This is a genomic window from Kamptonema formosum PCC 6407 (assembly GCF_000332155.1).
GTDB lineage: Bacteria > Cyanobacteriota > Cyanobacteriia > Cyanobacteriales > Microcoleaceae > Kamptonema > Kamptonema formosum.
Window position 1 is genome coordinate 1,711,324 of record NZ_KB235903.1, and the last position, 15,704, is coordinate 1,727,027.

The 15,704-nt window shown below is 44.8% G+C and carries 13 protein-coding genes and 2 tRNA genes; 7 read left to right on the plus strand and 8 right to left on the minus strand.

The features are described 5' to 3' along the window. Nucleotides 1-48: 48 nt before the first annotated feature. Entirely contained in the window at nt 49-1,479 is a 1,431-nt protein-coding gene (gene lpdA / locus OSCIL6407_RS0112450; protein WP_007354886.1) for a dihydrolipoyl dehydrogenase, read from the minus strand. 223 nt (nt 1,480-1,702) lie between these two features. Here lpdA and OSCIL6407_RS0112455 point away from each other — a divergent pair, with 223 nt between their 5' ends. Continuing rightward, nucleotides 1,703-2,002, plus strand: coding sequence for a hypothetical protein (locus tag OSCIL6407_RS0112455; RefSeq protein ID WP_007354885.1), 300 nt, complete (start codon nt 1,703-1,705; stop codon nt 2,000-2,002). A 12-nt stretch (nt 2,003-2,014) separates the two neighbouring features. Further along, entirely contained in the window at nt 2,015-2,398 is a 384-nt protein-coding gene (locus tag OSCIL6407_RS0112460) for a four helix bundle protein (protein WP_007354884.1), read from the plus strand. A 130-nt stretch (nt 2,399-2,528) separates the two neighbouring features. Here the strand turns inward: OSCIL6407_RS0112460 and OSCIL6407_RS0112470 are convergent, their stop codons facing one another. Further along, nucleotides 2,529-3,302 (minus strand): TrmH family RNA methyltransferase, encoded by a 774-nt coding sequence (locus OSCIL6407_RS0112470; protein WP_019487282.1) that lies wholly within the window; start codon nt 3,300-3,302, stop codon nt 2,529-2,531. Nucleotides 3,303-3,361: 59 nt separating this feature from the next. Next, nucleotides 3,362-3,443 (minus strand) — tRNA-Leu (locus tag OSCIL6407_RS0112475). Nucleotides 3,444-3,822: 379 nt separating this feature from the next. On the opposite strand from OSCIL6407_RS0112475, the gene OSCIL6407_RS0112480 reads away from it, so the two are divergent. Beyond that, on the plus strand, nt 3,823-4,359 hold the full coding sequence (locus OSCIL6407_RS0112480) for a group I truncated hemoglobin (RefSeq protein ID WP_007358106.1): 537 nt from the start codon (nt 3,823-3,825) through the stop codon (nt 4,357-4,359). A 1-nt stretch (nt 4,360) separates the two neighbouring features. Next, on the plus strand, nt 4,361-4,708 hold the full coding sequence (locus tag OSCIL6407_RS0112485; RefSeq protein WP_007358107.1) for a hypothetical protein: 348 nt from the start codon (nt 4,361-4,363) through the stop codon (nt 4,706-4,708). 7 nt (nt 4,709-4,715) lie between these two features. Here OSCIL6407_RS0112485 and OSCIL6407_RS0112490 read toward each other — a convergent pair whose 3' ends face one another. After that, entirely contained in the window at nt 4,716-5,921 is a 1,206-nt protein-coding gene (locus tag OSCIL6407_RS0112490; RefSeq protein ID WP_007358108.1) for a GNAT family N-acetyltransferase, read from the minus strand. A 181-nt stretch (nt 5,922-6,102) separates the two neighbouring features. Continuing rightward, nucleotides 6,103-6,798 carry a RibD family protein gene (locus tag OSCIL6407_RS0112495; protein WP_019487283.1) on the minus strand — a complete coding sequence of 232 codons (696 nt, stop codon included), beginning with the start codon at nt 6,796-6,798 and terminating at the stop codon, nt 6,103-6,105. 333 nt (nt 6,799-7,131) lie between these two features. Here OSCIL6407_RS0112495 and OSCIL6407_RS0112500 point away from each other — a divergent pair, with 333 nt between their 5' ends. Then, nucleotides 7,132-10,890: a lamin tail domain-containing protein gene (locus OSCIL6407_RS0112500; RefSeq protein WP_007353354.1), complete on the plus strand. Its 3,759-nt coding sequence runs from the start codon at nt 7,132-7,134 to the stop codon at nt 10,888-10,890. 179 nt (nt 10,891-11,069) lie between these two features. Continuing rightward, nucleotides 11,070-12,650, plus strand: coding sequence for a B12-binding domain-containing radical SAM protein (locus OSCIL6407_RS0112505; protein WP_019487284.1), 1,581 nt, complete (start codon nt 11,070-11,072; stop codon nt 12,648-12,650). A 70-nt stretch (nt 12,651-12,720) separates the two neighbouring features. On the opposite strand, the gene OSCIL6407_RS0112510 is transcribed toward OSCIL6407_RS0112505, so the two are convergent. Beyond that, nucleotides 12,721-13,185: a hypothetical protein gene (locus OSCIL6407_RS0112510; protein ID WP_193387010.1), complete on the minus strand. Its 465-nt coding sequence runs from the start codon at nt 13,183-13,185 to the stop codon at nt 12,721-12,723. Between the two features lie 245 nt (nt 13,186-13,430). Continuing rightward, nucleotides 13,431-14,843: a DUF4339 domain-containing protein gene (locus OSCIL6407_RS0112515; RefSeq protein WP_007353357.1), complete on the minus strand. Its 1,413-nt coding sequence runs from the start codon at nt 14,841-14,843 to the stop codon at nt 13,431-13,433. Nucleotides 14,844-15,109: 266 nt separating this feature from the next. On the opposite strand from OSCIL6407_RS0112515, the gene OSCIL6407_RS0112520 reads away from it, so the two are divergent. Then, nucleotides 15,110-15,424, plus strand: coding sequence for a hypothetical protein (locus OSCIL6407_RS0112520; protein ID WP_019487286.1), 315 nt, complete (start codon nt 15,110-15,112; stop codon nt 15,422-15,424). Between the two features lie 202 nt (nt 15,425-15,626). Here OSCIL6407_RS0112520 and OSCIL6407_RS0112525 read toward each other — a convergent pair. After that, a tRNA-Asp gene (locus tag OSCIL6407_RS0112525) sits at nt 15,627-15,700 on the minus strand. Between the last annotated feature and the right edge of the window lie 4 nt (nt 15,701-15,704).

The window sequence follows — 15,704 nt, forward strand, 5'->3', positions numbered from 1 at the left end:
TTCCAGACGGTAGGGGGAATGCCCCTATTACCGCCCAGAAAAGCTAGATTAATGACTACCAACAGCCCGCTTATAGGCCTCATCCAAAACCTCAGAAAGAGTCGGATGAGTGTGTACGGCAAAAGCTAAATTGCGAACAGAATCCCGCTGCGCGATCGCATTCGCCGCCTCTTGAATTAAATCCGCCGCGTGGAGTCCAAAAATGTGAACCCCCAACAATTCCCCCGTATCCTTACGGAAAATTACCTTAGCTACCCCATCAGTTTCACCCTCAGCGATCGCCTTAGAATTTCCCTTAAAATAACTCTTGACAGTAGCTACCTCAAACCCTTCAGCCTTTCCTAACTCCTTAGCCGCTGGTTCTGTCATCCCCACATAGCTAATTTCTGGGTGAGTAAAAGCCGCCGCTGGTATACTGCGGTAATCCACCTCGCGATCGCGCCCGCAAATATTCTCCACCGCCGCAATCCCCATCGCCGACGCAGCATGAGCTAACATCATCTTGCCATTCACATCCCCGATCGCCCACAAATTCGGCACGGGTTCCCCACCCGCCAACACCGCCATCTTGTCATTTACAGGGATAAAACCGCGCACAGTTTCCACCCCTACCGACTCCAACCCTAAATTACTACTAACAGGAACTCTCCCCGTAGCCACCAAACAAGCATCCACCTCCAAAACTTCCACAATTTCCTTAGTTTTGGCATCAGCAAGTTCCACCACCACAGGCGAACCAGGAGTCACCTTCATCGCCAAAAGTCCCACCTTAGTCTCAATATCTCGCGGTGTAATCAACACCCGTTCAGCTAACTTAGCAATATCTGGGTCAAAAGTCGGCATCAACTGATCTAATGCCTCAATCATCGTCACTTCACAACCCAAAGCAGTGTAAATATCCGAAAACTCCAAACCGATATAACCACTACCAATAATTGCCACCCACTGAGGTAAAGATTCCAGTCTCACCGCATCATCGCTAGTAAAAACCGTCTTCCCATCAAGTTCAATTCCACGAGGGACAAAAGGAATCGAACCTGGCGCGAGAATTATATCCTTAGCAGTAATTACCTTCTCACCGCCGCTAGTTTCCACAGTCACTTTTTGCGGCCCCGTAACCTTACCCCAACCTTGGATCGTATCCACACCCAAGCGTTTGAGGCTATTCGTCAAATCACCGCGCAGTTTATTGACAATATTGCCAGCATGACTGGCGATCGCACCGCGATCGAAATCCACACTTCCCAATTGAATCCCTAAAGTCTTCAAATGGTGAGCATTTCGCAAATCCCGCACCCTTCCCGCCGCCGCCAGCAACGCCTTAGAGGGAATACAACCCCTGTTAACGCAAGTACCGCCCATCTCCGCCGCTTCGATAATTGCAGTCTTCAAACCGCAGTTAACAGCGTGTATGGCAGCCCCGTGTCCTCCCACGCCAGCACCAATTATCACTAAATCGTAATCAAATCCCTGACTCACCTTACTCTCCTAGTGCCATTTCTTAACCCTCATTCTCGACTAGACTAGGTTAATTAGACAACCTTGACAAGTAAGCTGTGATGATTAAATCCCAATGATTGTGGCCCACGCCTTATAAGTCTTGAGTTGCAAGTCCAGTTGGAGTTTAAAGTTTTAAAGTCTACTATCGGCAAGGGTGCATATAGTTTGAGTACAATGTCAAAAGTCTAAGGAGCCACTCCTCATGGAACCAGATCGGCAAGATTTACGCCGGGCCTCAGCCAGAGCCTTTTTTGAGTCTCTTGACCAAATGAACGAATTGGCGCGGGCCCAGGAGGCCAGTCAAGCTGCTAAATCGAATTCGACCTCTGCAAACAGTCCCGCAGCTAAACGGAAAAAACCTAAAGCTCAGTTTAGTTTTGCTGAGCTTGAAGAAGCGATCGCCGATATTGAGCAATTTATGCAGAGTCGAGAGGAGAAGGGGGGAGATAGGGAGGATGGGGGAGATGGGGAGGATGGGGAGATGGGGAAGATGAGGAAATGATGGGGATCGAAAGTGAACAAAGAATTAATTAAAAGCCATGAAGATTTAGCTGTTTATCAAATGGCCTTTGATGCTGCTATGAAAATCTTTGATTTATCGAAAAAGTTTCCAGTAGAAGAACGATATTCTCTAACTGACCAAATTCGGAGATCGTCTCGTTCTATTTGTGCTAATTTAGCTGAAGCTTGGCGCAAGCGTCGCTATAAAGCAGCTTTTATATCTAAATTAAATGATTGTGAAGCTGAAGCGGCTGAAACCCAAACCTGGATCAAATTTGCTGTCAAATGTCAATATTTAGAATTAGAATCAGCCAGAGAACTTTACGCTACTTACAATCAAGTTCTCAGTGGTTTGGTCAATATGATTAATAACTCAAATAATTGGATTATTAAATAATTTTTCTTACCTCCCATCTCCCCATCCTCCCATCCTCCCATCTCCCCATCTCCCCCATCTCCCCATCCTCCTCATCTCCCCCATCTCCCCCATCCTCCCCATCCTCCCCATCTCCCCCATCCTCCCCATCTCATCTTCTCTGGCGTTGCGCTTCATATAATATTAAAGCAGCCGCGATCGCAACATTTAGAGATTCCACACCCTGACTCAGAGGTATTCTGACTTGCAGACTGGCTAAATTTGTCAAATCTTCCGATAAACCCGCGCCTTCATTTCCCAATACAATCAAAGTTGGTACTCGCAAATCTACTTCCCAATAAGTCAAACTTGCATCGGGTAAAGTTCCTAAAATCTGCATACCCTGATGTTGACAGCGCGAGATTTCTGCTTTTAAATCATAAGTAACTGCCATTGGTAGTCGAAACCACGCCCCCGCTGACGATCGCAACACCTTCGGATGGTCTAAATCTACACTATCTCCACTCAACCACAAACCATCAGCCCCAGCCGCAGCAGCAGTGCGAATAATTGTCCCCAAATTACCGGGATCTTGTACTGTCTCTAAAGCTAACCCCAAGCTGGCTGTCGCTACTGACTGCATTTCACTCCGAGGCGCTGTAGCGATCGCACCATCTGGTTGTACTGTAGTTGCTATTGCTTCCAAAACGCGATCGCTCACCAACTCTACTCGCCGCGCTTGCAAACAAACTTTTTTCCAAAGTTGGGGATGCCTTTCCTGCCATTCTGAAGTATAGCAAACCGTTGCCAGAGGGTGCTTCTGAGCGCAAGCTTCCTCTAGCAAATGCGTCCCTTCCAACAGAAAAAAACCCTGTTCCCGCCGCCCTTTCGAGGCGTGAAGCTTGCGTATTTCCTTTACTAAAGGATTTTGAACGCTGGTAATCATAAAAAAAATTGATTTTGGATTGAATTGACAACCCAAAATCTCAAGTAAAATTTGTCAAATGCGGAACCCGGGACTTGAACCCGGAAGGCTTGCACCACATGAACCTGAATCATGCGCGTCTACCAATTCCGCCAGTTCCGCATCACTGACAATTTTTAATCTTGGCACAAGTTTAGTGCTTTGTCAACTAATTTATCAAAATTTAGGCGATCGGTGCAATTTTCTATCATTGCAAGCAAGGCGAAGCGATCGCCAGGCCTTGAGCAGAAATATTAAGTGTCTAGGGCCAATCAATAAGCATCTCCTGATTTATTTAAGAGATATTAAGATATCTACCCTAAGATAATTTGATGGTAAAGTTACTCAATGATGTAGCAAATGCTCTCTCTCCATCATCGCACGTAGTCAAAGACTAAGTTTAGTTTAGCTTAAACCTCGTGTTCCGGCTTCTTAAGCCTATGTATCAGTAAATGACCGAGTGCTGACGATTCAACTTCCAATCACAATTAGGGGATATCTAATGAAACTCCGTAAATCTTTGGCAGTGTTATTGACGTTAGTCTGTATCACAGTCATAACTGTAAATACTTTCAAACTCAGCCCTAGTTTCGCTCGTTCTACGCCAGTGATGTCACTACAACAATCGGCAGAGAAAGTAAATACAGATGAGCGCATTGCACAAGTTCCTGGAGGCATTTCTCTCTACAATAGGCTAGGAGGCTACAACGCGATCGCCAGCGTTATCGATCGTGCAGCAAATTACATATTCAACGATCCGCTAATTGGTAAATATTTTATTGGTTTGAGCACAAACTCAAAACTGAGGCTCCGTCAGTTGTTAGTCGATCAATTCTGCCAAGCAGCAGGCGGGCCTTGTGTTTATACAGGACGGACTATGAACCTTTCCCATAGTGGCATAGGTCTCACGAACGATGAATTTAATGCCTTTGCTAATGGTATATCCCAATCTCTTGATGATAACAGGGTTAATCAAACAGAGAAACTCGAAGTGTTGACATTTGTCAATAGTCTGAGAAGCAAGATAGTTGAAGGATAAGATGAAAGACTCCAATCTCCTCCTCTTAGTTGCATTTCTGCTGGTATCAGGAATGGTAATGACTGAGGTAGCTCATGCAAAACCGTCAGAACAAAACACCGAGACAAAAGTTCCAGTATCCCCAATACTAAGACAGTCTTCTGACCAGTTTTCCACCCCCGCTACAGATACTTCACCCAATACTCAATCTAACGAGCAACCGTTGTGTTTTTATCAGAATTCGGATGGTAAGATAGTTGATTTGAGCAATCTGTGTGGGGCTAAGAGCAGCGAAACGGTTTCAAGTCCTCAATTGCGGAACTCTCCTATTTCTCCTATTAATGATGGGAAAACCCCGCCTTACTGGTAGAAAAAAGTTAGTCATTGCCTTTACTAAAAGGCAAATCTTCATTTACCAGTTCAATTTCCTCCTGTTCCCTTTCATTAATTTGACAAATGTAAGACTGGAGAATTTGGGAGAGGCGAGGGTTATAAAACCGATGCAAACTATAATTAGGTGTAGCTGGAAAGCCACGCCGTTTTTTGTGGCGGCCACCGGCACCAGGGTCAAAAATTTGAATATCATGAGCGATCGCCCACTCAATCGGCGTATAATAGCAAGCATCAAAGTGCAAACATTCTATATCCTGCACGCTTCCCCAATAACGCCCGTAAAGCCGATCGCCTTTAAAAATGCAAAAAGACATTCCCGCTGGTAAGCGATCGTCCTGTTCGTCATAGGCGGCCACAAATAACACGCGATCGCGATAGTTATGGTGCAATTGCTCAAAAAATCGCTTAGTTAAATACTTACTTCCCCACCAGCCAAACTTATCACAAGTATTCTCGTAAAAAGAGTACATTCGCGCAAACAAAGCTTGAGGAATTTCATCCCCTGTCAGACTTTGGATTCGCAAACCCGCCTTTTCTACAGCCTTGCGTTCCCGCTTAATATTACGGCGTTGGTTAGCATTGAAAGCGCCTAAATAATCATCAAAAGTTTGATATCCTTGGTTTTGCCAGATGTAGCTATGATGCAGCCAACTGCTAAAACCGTTCCTTTCCATAACTTGTCGCCATTCCGGGTCAACATAAAGAAAATTGCAGCCTGAAATGCCGTTGCGATCGCAAAAATGGTCGATCGTATCGATCATCAACCGCGTCAATAGATCCTCATCTTCCCCAGGAGCAATCAAAAACCGATAACCCTCAGCAGGCGTAAACGGTGTCATTCCCATCAACTTCGGATAATATTCTACACCGATACGGGCAGCTAACTCGGCCCACTGATGATCGAAAACAAATTCCCCATAACTATGACTTTTGACATAAAGGGGTGCAGCGGCGATTAATTGGCGTTGGCGAGGCCTGTCTTTAGGGCTTTCACGCCACACTGTTAAATGATAGGGCAACCAACCCGTTTTCGCTGTCACACTGCCAGAAGTTTCTAAATTATTCAGCCACTCCCATTCTAGAAATGGCGTTTTTAGTGGCATTGCTAAGGCATCCCATTCTGATTGAGGTACATCAGAAATTTTACCGATCCAGGTAACAGAATATTGAGGTTTAAGCTGTTCTACCATATCTTTAATAAGGGGCTAGGGGCTAGGGGCTAGGGGAAGAGGGGGAAGAGGGGGAGATGGGGAGGATGGGGGAGATGGGGAGGATGGGGAGGATGGGGGAGATGGGGAGGATGGATAATTAGCAATTAGCAATTAGCAATTAGCAATTAGCAATTAGCAATTAGCAATTAGCAATTAGCAATTAGCCATTAGCCATTAGCCGATAATGTAGAAATACTTCTTGGTCAACCTGCTGAACTTCTAAAAGTTGCAGTTTTGGTGCTAAATTTGCTAAAAACCCCTCTCCTTCAACTGGTGTCGGCGCATCCGCACCACCTAAAATTAGCGGGCAAATCGTCAACCAAAATTCATCAATTAAATTATCAGTAAGTAAAGAAGCTACTAAGTTCCCACCTCCCAAGATTGCCAAACGCTGCAAACCGAGATTAGCTAACTGTTGAAAAGCTGCAACCCAGTCAATATTTCCATTAGGCATTGATGCAACTAAAATTCGATCGAAGTTGGGCATTAATTCTTGATTCTCATCATTTATTGCCGCTGTTAATAGCCAGCGGGGTACGGGTTGCTGAAAAAATTGCAAATTAGGGTCAAAATGGCGCGATCGCGAACAAACTATCTGTATCGGTTGTAACTCTTTTCCTTGTTCTGCCCTCATTTTCAACAACTCTGGCACAGATACTCTCATGGTTGTCCCGTAGGCGCGGAGAGTGTTGCTGCCAAATAATACCCCATCTGCGATCGCGATTTGTTTTTCTAAATGAGCTTTGTCTTGGGGGGAACCGAACCTTGCAGGCGATCGCATCTTATCGGCAATTTTACCATCAGCACTCATTGCCAGAATCACTGTTGTCTGCGGCCTACCAATCTTATTTCCCATTATCAGCTCTACTGAAATTTGTCAAGTGCAATATTGAGTATTTATTTAATTTCTGAGAGTAGAGATTTTAATTAAGGTACAAATTATTTTTCCTCTGTTAACAAAAGGTCAATCTTTGGGTAATCTGTAGTACAGAAAAGTCTACAAACTTTGTATTTACTTGACAAATTGAGACTTTTCTTATTCTTTAGAACCATAACCTAAAGTTTTACATCTTCTTACTTAATCAGGGCGGCTTTACCAATTCATCAATTGGAGATCGAGATTCCAAACAGGAATCAGCCCTTTTCCCATCTCAATAAACACAAATACAAAGATACTAAAGGGGCATCAATGGCAGATTTATTTTTTTCAGAGTATATCGAAGGTAGCAACAGCAACCAAGCGCTAGAAATATACAACAGCACTGAGTCTACAGTTGACCTATCATCGGCTGGCTACGCTATAGAAATCTATGCAGATGGTAGCACTTCTCCTACAACAACAATCAACCTCAGTGGCACGATCGCAGCAGGTAAAACCTTTGTTGTGACAGACTTGGGTGCTGATACCATCATTTTAGACAAAGGCAATCAAACCAATACTCAACTATCCTTTAATGGCAACGACGCGATCGTACTGCGAAAAGCTAGTAATGTAATTGATGCGATCGGTCAAGTCGGTTTCGATCCCGGTACAGCTTGGACTAGCGGGAACATTAGCACTCAGGATAGCAATTTGCGGCGTAAAGCCAGCGTTATCGCAGGTTCTACCAACCCCCAACAAACCTTTGACCCTAGCCTGCAATGGGACGCATACTCGGCCACCAACGTCAGTAACCTGGGAACCCACACCACGTTAGCACGGGAACCCCAACGGATTTACGACATTCAAGGGAAAGCCCATCGTTCCCCCTTGGAAAACCAGCTTTTATCAACAGTTCCGGGGATTGTTACGGCTGTAGCGCCAAATACAGCTACAGTAACGGGTGAGGAAAATGGCGGATTTTATCTGCAAGATGCCTCTGGGGACGGAGACACCGCCACATCCGACGGTATTTTTATCTTCACGGGTTCCACTCCTAGCCTAAAACCAGGCGATTCAGCGATCGTTACGGGTACTGTCAAGGAAATCCGACCCAATAACGACCCCCAAAATCTCACTGTCACCCAGATTGTCAGTCCGTCTTATACCACAGTATCAACAGGCAACCCCTTACCTGCCCCTACAATCATCGGCAATGGCGGCCGGATTCCGCCAACGACAACCATTAAAAGCGCTGTTGGTAACATCGAAACCAGTACCGAATTGTTCAACCCTAACAGCGAAGGGATGGACTTCTACGAAAGCCTGGAAGGGATGCTGGTACAGGTCAATAATGCCGTAGCAGTTAGTCCCAGCAACAGCGAGGGCGAAATTTGGATATTGGGGGATAACGGGGCCAACGCTACTGGCCGTAGTCCGCGCGGGGGTATTTCTATTGTTAGTTCTGGCACTAATGTTGACTATAATCCAGAACGGATTGAGGTAGACAATACGCTATTTAAGGGTACTAATACCTCTTTAAGCAATCCTGATGTTAATGTAGCGGCGCAATTGGGAAGTATAACAGGGATAATCGACTATCGCGATCGCAACTACGAACTGCTAAATACTTCCGACTTAAATCCTCCAGAAAAACCCCTACAACCCAGTCCCATTACACGCGAAACAACGGCCCTCAAAGGCAGCGATAGCCAGTTAACGGTAGCTACATTCAACGCCAGCAATCTTGACCCCAGTTCCGAGAAGCTAGTTAGCCGCCTCGCCACTATCATCGCTAATAACCTCCAAGCACCTGATATTATTGCCCTTCAGGATGTATCCGACAATAGCGGCCAACAAGATGATGGCATAGTAGATGCTAAAGAGACTTATCAGGCTTTGATTGATGCGATCGCAGCAGCAGGAGGTGGTACTTACGAATATCAGCAAATTAACCCCAATAACAACCAAGACGGCGGCCCTCTCAACAACCGTTCCGCTTTCCTCTTCAATCCCAACCGCGTTACCTTTGTCGCAGGTACCGCAGGCAGTGCCGACAATGCTATTGAAGTTAATAGCGGCACCACTGTTTCCCTCAATCCCGGCCGCATTGACCCCACAAACAGCGCTTTTAACAATCAGTCTAAATCTCTTGCCGGACTATTTGAGTTCAACAGCCAGAAAATTTTCTTAGTTAATAATGATTTTATTTCCCAAGCAGAAGACGAGCCATTATTTAGCCCTAATCAGCCACCAGCAAGGCTTTCAGGAGCCAAACGAATTGAGCAAGCCGCAACTGTCAATAATTTTGTAGATAGCATCCTTGCCAAAGATGCCAATGCTAATATCATTGTTTTAGGCAGTTTTAACGACTTCCCAACCTCCGAAGCTTTAAATGTTTTAAAAGGTCAACCAGAAGGAGAAGGAACTGCGGTTCTTACCAATTTAGTTCAAAATATCAACTTGCCTGCCGCTCGTTACACCGCAATTATTGATGGCAACTCTCAACCTCTCGACCAAATTTTAATCAGCCAAAATCTGCGGGATAAAACTGCTCCAGAAATCGATATCGTTCACGCTAACGCCGAGTTTACCGAGCCAGAAATTGATAATTTCCTATTAAGAGAACCCGTTTTAAGTCGCTTCAGTTTTGGTACTAACATCACTTTAACTATTTCTCCCTCGGCCTTTCCAGATATCGTACCCCCAGGTACATTGAGGGGAAGAGTTACTCGAACAGGAGAAACAGACAATTCCGTTAATGTAACTCTTACTGTCAGCGACCCCTTAGAAGCTAATTTTAACGGATTGGGTACAACACAATTGACTATCGGTACTGGTCAATCTGCCGTAGATTTTAACCTTAATGCTGTCAACGATCAGATTACTGATACTACTTGGAAAACAGTAGATTTAACCGCTGCGGCAACAGGTTACACGGATGGCAGAACTAAGGTGACGGTAATTGACGATATTACAGCAGCAATTCCAGTTTTACCCTCTGAAAGTCCAGCACCAATTCCTAGTGCCTCACCTACACCTATACCTATAAATAACACTCCCAATGTTAGTAATAACACCCGCCCAGACAATCCGATCCTCACACCTCTCACCTTTGACGGCGGTTCCAGTTTCATTTTTAACTACCCGACAGATAATGCTACCTTTGGCACGAGCATTGGCGATACTCTAGCTGGAAATGACGGAAATGACATTTTGATCGGTGCAGGCGGTGACGATTCGCTATTAGGCTATCAAGGCGATGATATTTTGGATGCCACCAGTGGCAATGATAGTCTGTTTGGTGGTAAAGACAGAGATACTCTGCTTGCGGGTGGCGACAGGGATTTAGTTTGGGGCGGGGAAGGCGCTGATATTCTGGATGGCGGAGTAGACGGCGATACTCTGTTTGGAGGGACGGAGAATGATACCCTTTACGGCAACAGTGGTAATGACAGTGTTTATGGTAATGAAGGGGATGACTTGATTTACGGCAACGATGGTAATGATAGTTTGTACGGTAATCAAGGAGGTGATACGATTTCTGGCTGGGAAGGTGAGGATAGCGTGTTCGCAGGGAAGGATAATGATTTTGTTTTTGCCGGGGAGGGTAACGATTTTGTCTGCGGTGATTTGGGGGATGATTACCTCAGTGGTGAGGCCGGCGATGATGAACTCTGCGGCCGTGAAGGTGATGATACGATTTATGGGGGGCTTGGAGCGGATACGCTTAATGGGGATTCTGGTAATGATACTTTGATTGGGGGTGCTGGTAACGATCAGTTGCAGGGCGGAGAAGGCAGGGATGTTTTTATTTTCTCCGATTTAAGTGATAATGGCGATACAATCCTCGATTTTGCGGCTGGCGATGGTGGGGATGTGTTGAATTTACAGTCGGTATTTAATAAACTCAGCTATACGGGTTCTAATCCTATTGATGATAAGTTTCTGCGGTTGGTTCAAGTTGGTTCTGATGCAGAATTGCAAATTGACTCGGATGGTGCTAATACTGCGAATGATTTTACGGTACTGGTGAAGTTGAAAAATATCACTGCTAGTAATTTTAATTCCAGTAATTACACTTTTTAGTTAACTGTTAACTGTTAACTGTTAATTCAGGACTTAGGTAAAACTATCGTAACGCCCCTATCTTGGCGGTTTATTTACCGTCAAGATGGCGGCGTTACATAAAGCATTTGTAAGTCCTACTAAATATCAATGCCTTCTTCCTTCTTCCTTCTTCCTTCTTCCTTCTTAGGTAATCTTGAATGAATGTTTTACTTCTGTATCCCCTCTTCCCTAAAAGTTTCTGGTCATTTGAGAAAACCCTAGCTTTGCTAAATCGAAAGGCAATGTTACCACCCCTCGGTTTAGTAACAGTGGCGGCAATTTTACCACAGGAATGGCAATTTAAGTTAGTCGATCGTAACGTGCGCGAGGTGACAGAGGCAGAATGGGAGTGGACTGATTTGGTAATTCTCTCGGCGATGATTGTCCAAAAAGAGGATTTACTCAATCAGATTCAGGAAGCAAAACGCAGGAATAAGCGGGTTGCTGTGGGTGGCCCTTATCCGACAGCTTTACCTGATGAAGCCACAGGCGCGGGTGCAGATTATTTAATTTTAGATGAAGGCGAAATCACTTTACCATTATTTGTGAATGCGATCGCTCAGGGAGTTACTTCTGGTATTTTCCGTGCTGGTGGTGAAAGACCAGATGTTACTACTACTCCTATTCCCCGGTTCGAGTTACTAGAATTTGATGCCTACGCGGAGATGTCGGTTCAATTCTCACGGGGTTGTCCTTTCCAGTGCGAGTTTTGTGACATTATTGTACTCTATGGTCGTAAACCTCGGACTAAAACGCCTGAGCAAATTTTAGCAGAATTGAATCGCCTTTATGAGTTAGGTTGGCGGCGTAGTATTTTCATGGTGGATGACAATTTCATCGGCAATAAACGCAATGTTAAGTTATTTCTGAAAGAGCTGCAACCTTGGATGGTAGCACATCAATATCCATTTTCCTTTGCGACGGAAGCTTCGGTGGATTTGGCTAACGATCAAGAACTGATGGATGCGATGGTAGCCTGTAATTTTGGGGCAGTATTTTTAGGAATTGAAACTCCCGATGAAGAGAGTTTGACTCTGACTCAGAAGTACCAAAATACACGAGATTCCCTGAGTGAAGCGGTGAATAAAATTACTCGGACAGGGTTGAGAGTAATGGCAGGATTTATCATCGGATTTGATGGTGAAAAGGCGGGTGCAGGTGCGCGAATTGTCAAGTTTGTGGAGCAAACATCAATTCCAACGGCGTTGTTTAGTATGCTGCAAGCCTTGCCTGATACAGCACTCTGGCATCGGTTAGTGAAGGAAGGACGGCTACGGAAGGAAGGGGCTAATATTAATCAGACTACTTTAATGAATTTTGTGCCGACGCGACCCCTTGAAGATATTGCCCATGAGTATATTGAGGCTTTTTGGGAATTGTATGAACCATCTAGATTTTTAGATCGGACTTATCGTCATTATCGCATTTTGGGGGAGGCAACTTATCCTAAAAAAGGTAAAGGTGCGGGTAAGAAAGTTAATTGGGTGACTATTCGAGCTTTACTAACAATTTGCTGGCGACAGGGTGTTGTACGCAGCACTCGCTGGCAATTTTGGCGCAATTTGTTGAGTATGTTTTATCATAATCCTGGTGGTGTAAGTAGCTATTTAGCGGTATGCGCTCAGATTGAGCATTTCTTGGAGTATCGTCAGATTGTGCGCGATCAAATTGAGGCGCAGGTGGCTGAGTTTTTAGCTTCTGTTCCTTCAGTAAAGGTTCCTGAAATAGCGATTAAATAATTTTGTTAATGGTTAACGGTTAACTGTTAACTGTTAACAAAATTTATGGTACAATCTCCATCGGGTAATGCTAATATGACTTACGCAGGGAGTCCCAGAAACCGGGTTTTTGAGAGAATCTGTGGGTAAGAACGAAGTATTTTCGTAAAAAAACTGCTGGTTGAGCGAAAGTCGAAACCCGGTTTCTTTGGTTTGGTGCAACTGCTTCGTTCAAGTCCTGTAATGGTTGCAATACATTCTTCTGAAGAAGTAGCGCGATCGCTACTCCCCGTCGCTGGGATGCGCCAAACAAGGTACTGCTAAAAGGTAGAATTTGCGCGATCGCAGGCTTGTTGTCCACAATGATATCCTGGCTGACTTCAACGCCTGTAGTTGCTGCCCGATCGATCGCTTGGGCAAGTTGTGGGTAGATAAAAGTATATGGCTGATTAGTCCCATTCTGAGGACTGCGAGCGATCCCTATTCCAGATGGATCGACAATCGCAATTTCCACCACACCAGGCATCGTGGCAAAATTTTGCACAACTCGTTGCAAAATACTTTTATGCTCCAACTCTAGTAAGCCTTCTGTGGAAAACTCTAGGGATTGGGTAATAGATTGAGCCCGGTTTTGAGGGGAATAGCGATAAGTGTGGTTTGCTCCTCAAGAGTGCGATCGCTTACCCTATGTTTCGATATAGTCTAGGCAGATTAAGCATTTTACTGTTTTAGATCCGCCCCAGAATTTCCAAAACTGTATCAGTCCCCAAGCGATCGCGCCTTGATGACACTCATTAAGCGTTAGGATTTGGATGAGAGAAAATCTGCTAGCTCTGGAATTTCGCCGGCTCTTGTCCAATCATTTTCTCCGACTCGGCGCACGTTGGTTTTAGCCGTGATTTTCTGTTGCGATCGCAACTGCTCTTTAGTATAAGGGCCAACGGGGCCACTGCGAAAAACTTCCCATAAAACTTGCTGGGAGGTTGCGGTTTTTCTGACTGGTCGCATTACAGTCGCGCCCAGTTCTCCCTTTATTTGGTTAAGTTCAACTTCGATCGGGTCAGCGGGTGTTTGAGCTTTGGTTTTTTTAGCTTTTTTAGTAGTTTTAGCTTTGCCTTTTGTAGCCTTAGCTTTGGTTGCCGCCATAATTTTAGCTGCCTGTTTGCGCCCCCAAAAATGCCACAAAATCATGGCGATTGTTGTCCAAACCAAGTACAAAGTTCCACTTAAAGCTTCTGAGGTTTCAGTCGGTTTTCCCTGCGATGCTTCACTCGACAGCTCGTTAAGGATCGCGATGTAAATTGGTATGCTGGCAATGCCTGATAGCACATTGGTATAAATTATTACAGTAAAATCGTGGGCTGCTAATTTCCAACTGGTTTCGTGATGAATAAAACTTTTGCTAACTGAGGCATTGTGTTTTTGGGTTTTCTTTTGCTGAAGGTTGTTGTATCCTGGAAAGCTTTCAGGCCACCAGCTTGCTATCCAGTTTGCCCAGTGTGCTCCGTAGTAGTGGATGGCAGCAAAAGCTGTGACTGTAGCAAAAAACCACATAATTACTACTAGGAAAACTCCTAAACCTAAGAATACCTCTGATAAATTTAATTTGCTAGCTAATACTGCGACTACTATGCTGATTGCTGCAACAGGAAAGCAGCTAATTAGGGGGATGTAAAGAAGCTGTTGCGTTTTGAGGTAGGTATTAATTAATGGCCAGCAGAATACTATAAGAGAGTTGAATCGGCTGGGTATTTTCCAGTAGTAGAGATAGGCAGAAGCGATCGTGCTTAAGATGCCATAGATGAGGAGTGCTTTGTCTTCTATATATACAGAGTAGCGGTAGTAACTTCTTGAATAGTAAATTGGTGCGATCGCATCTGCAACGGGGCTAGTCACTATTACCGCTAGGAATAGCACCAAAAATCCGGCTAGCCCTTCTTTCCAGTGTTGCCAAGATCCAGTAGGGGAGGTATTTGGGGAATCAGCGCGCGATCGCTCTAATTGTTCGGCTAGTCGCACCGCTACATAGTGATAGCCAGCCATGAGCGGAATTTGACAAAACCAGGCAACTGTAGCTAATTTTTCTATGTCGCTTGCGGTTCCGATGTTTCGCCAAAACAGGTGGATAATGCCGAAGAAGGTGACGTTTAATGCGACCCCACGCAACCATGAGGTAGGATATGGTAAGCCTTTTGGCCAGTTGGAAGTATCCATAAACCTGAGATGTTTGGTAGGGGTATCAAGATTGTCTCAGGTTTTGAGTTGTCCAATCAGTGTTTAGTGTCACATTAAAATTCAGCCTCCCAGACATAAGAGCCTCAGAGGGCTGAAAACTATTTGGACTCGCTCAAAACTTGGAATAGTAACACTCTGGATCTTCGTCGTAGTCGGAGTAGCCACCCCCGCTGAGGCTCAGAAAAGCTGTCCTTCTACTCTTCTCCGGCTTAACTTGCTAGAATTGTCGAAATCTAATAAAAATTATGAATTCTATGGCTTTTCTTCAAGGAATAAACACCGCCAATATCGTCAGCTTCCTGAATTTTGTGTTGCTAATGGAACTGGTGTACTTCTTCATGAAAGGAATGAAAGAGGGGGTGCTGGCAGGAAAAATAACTACCAGACAAATCATCTGGGTAACTATATTCACAGCAATTTCTTTCTGTCTGTGGCAAATGTGGCCCTCTAATCTTGCTTTGTTAGCCGTACTGCCGCAGACAGGGTTTTGGGTATTTGCTGGGGGGCTGACCGGCTGCATTCTCAATAGGGGTTGCTCAAATTTGATGCGATCGCTTTAATTTGTTACCGCTAAACTGTCTTACCAATAAAAACAGCCCGTAGGTATTGACTTCCTAACGGTGGTTTTGAGGATGAGTGCGCGATCGCAACCTTTATCTTTTCAAGGTGAAATATTACGCATTGGGAGACTAATGGGAGAATTCTACAAATTTTGTAGATTCTCCCTTAATTGAGGGGTGGTATACTCTCTGCTGGTTTGAACGGGACAGACGGGGCTCGAACCCGCAACTTCCGCCGTGACAGGGCGGTGCTCTAACCAATTGAACTACTGTCCCAAGT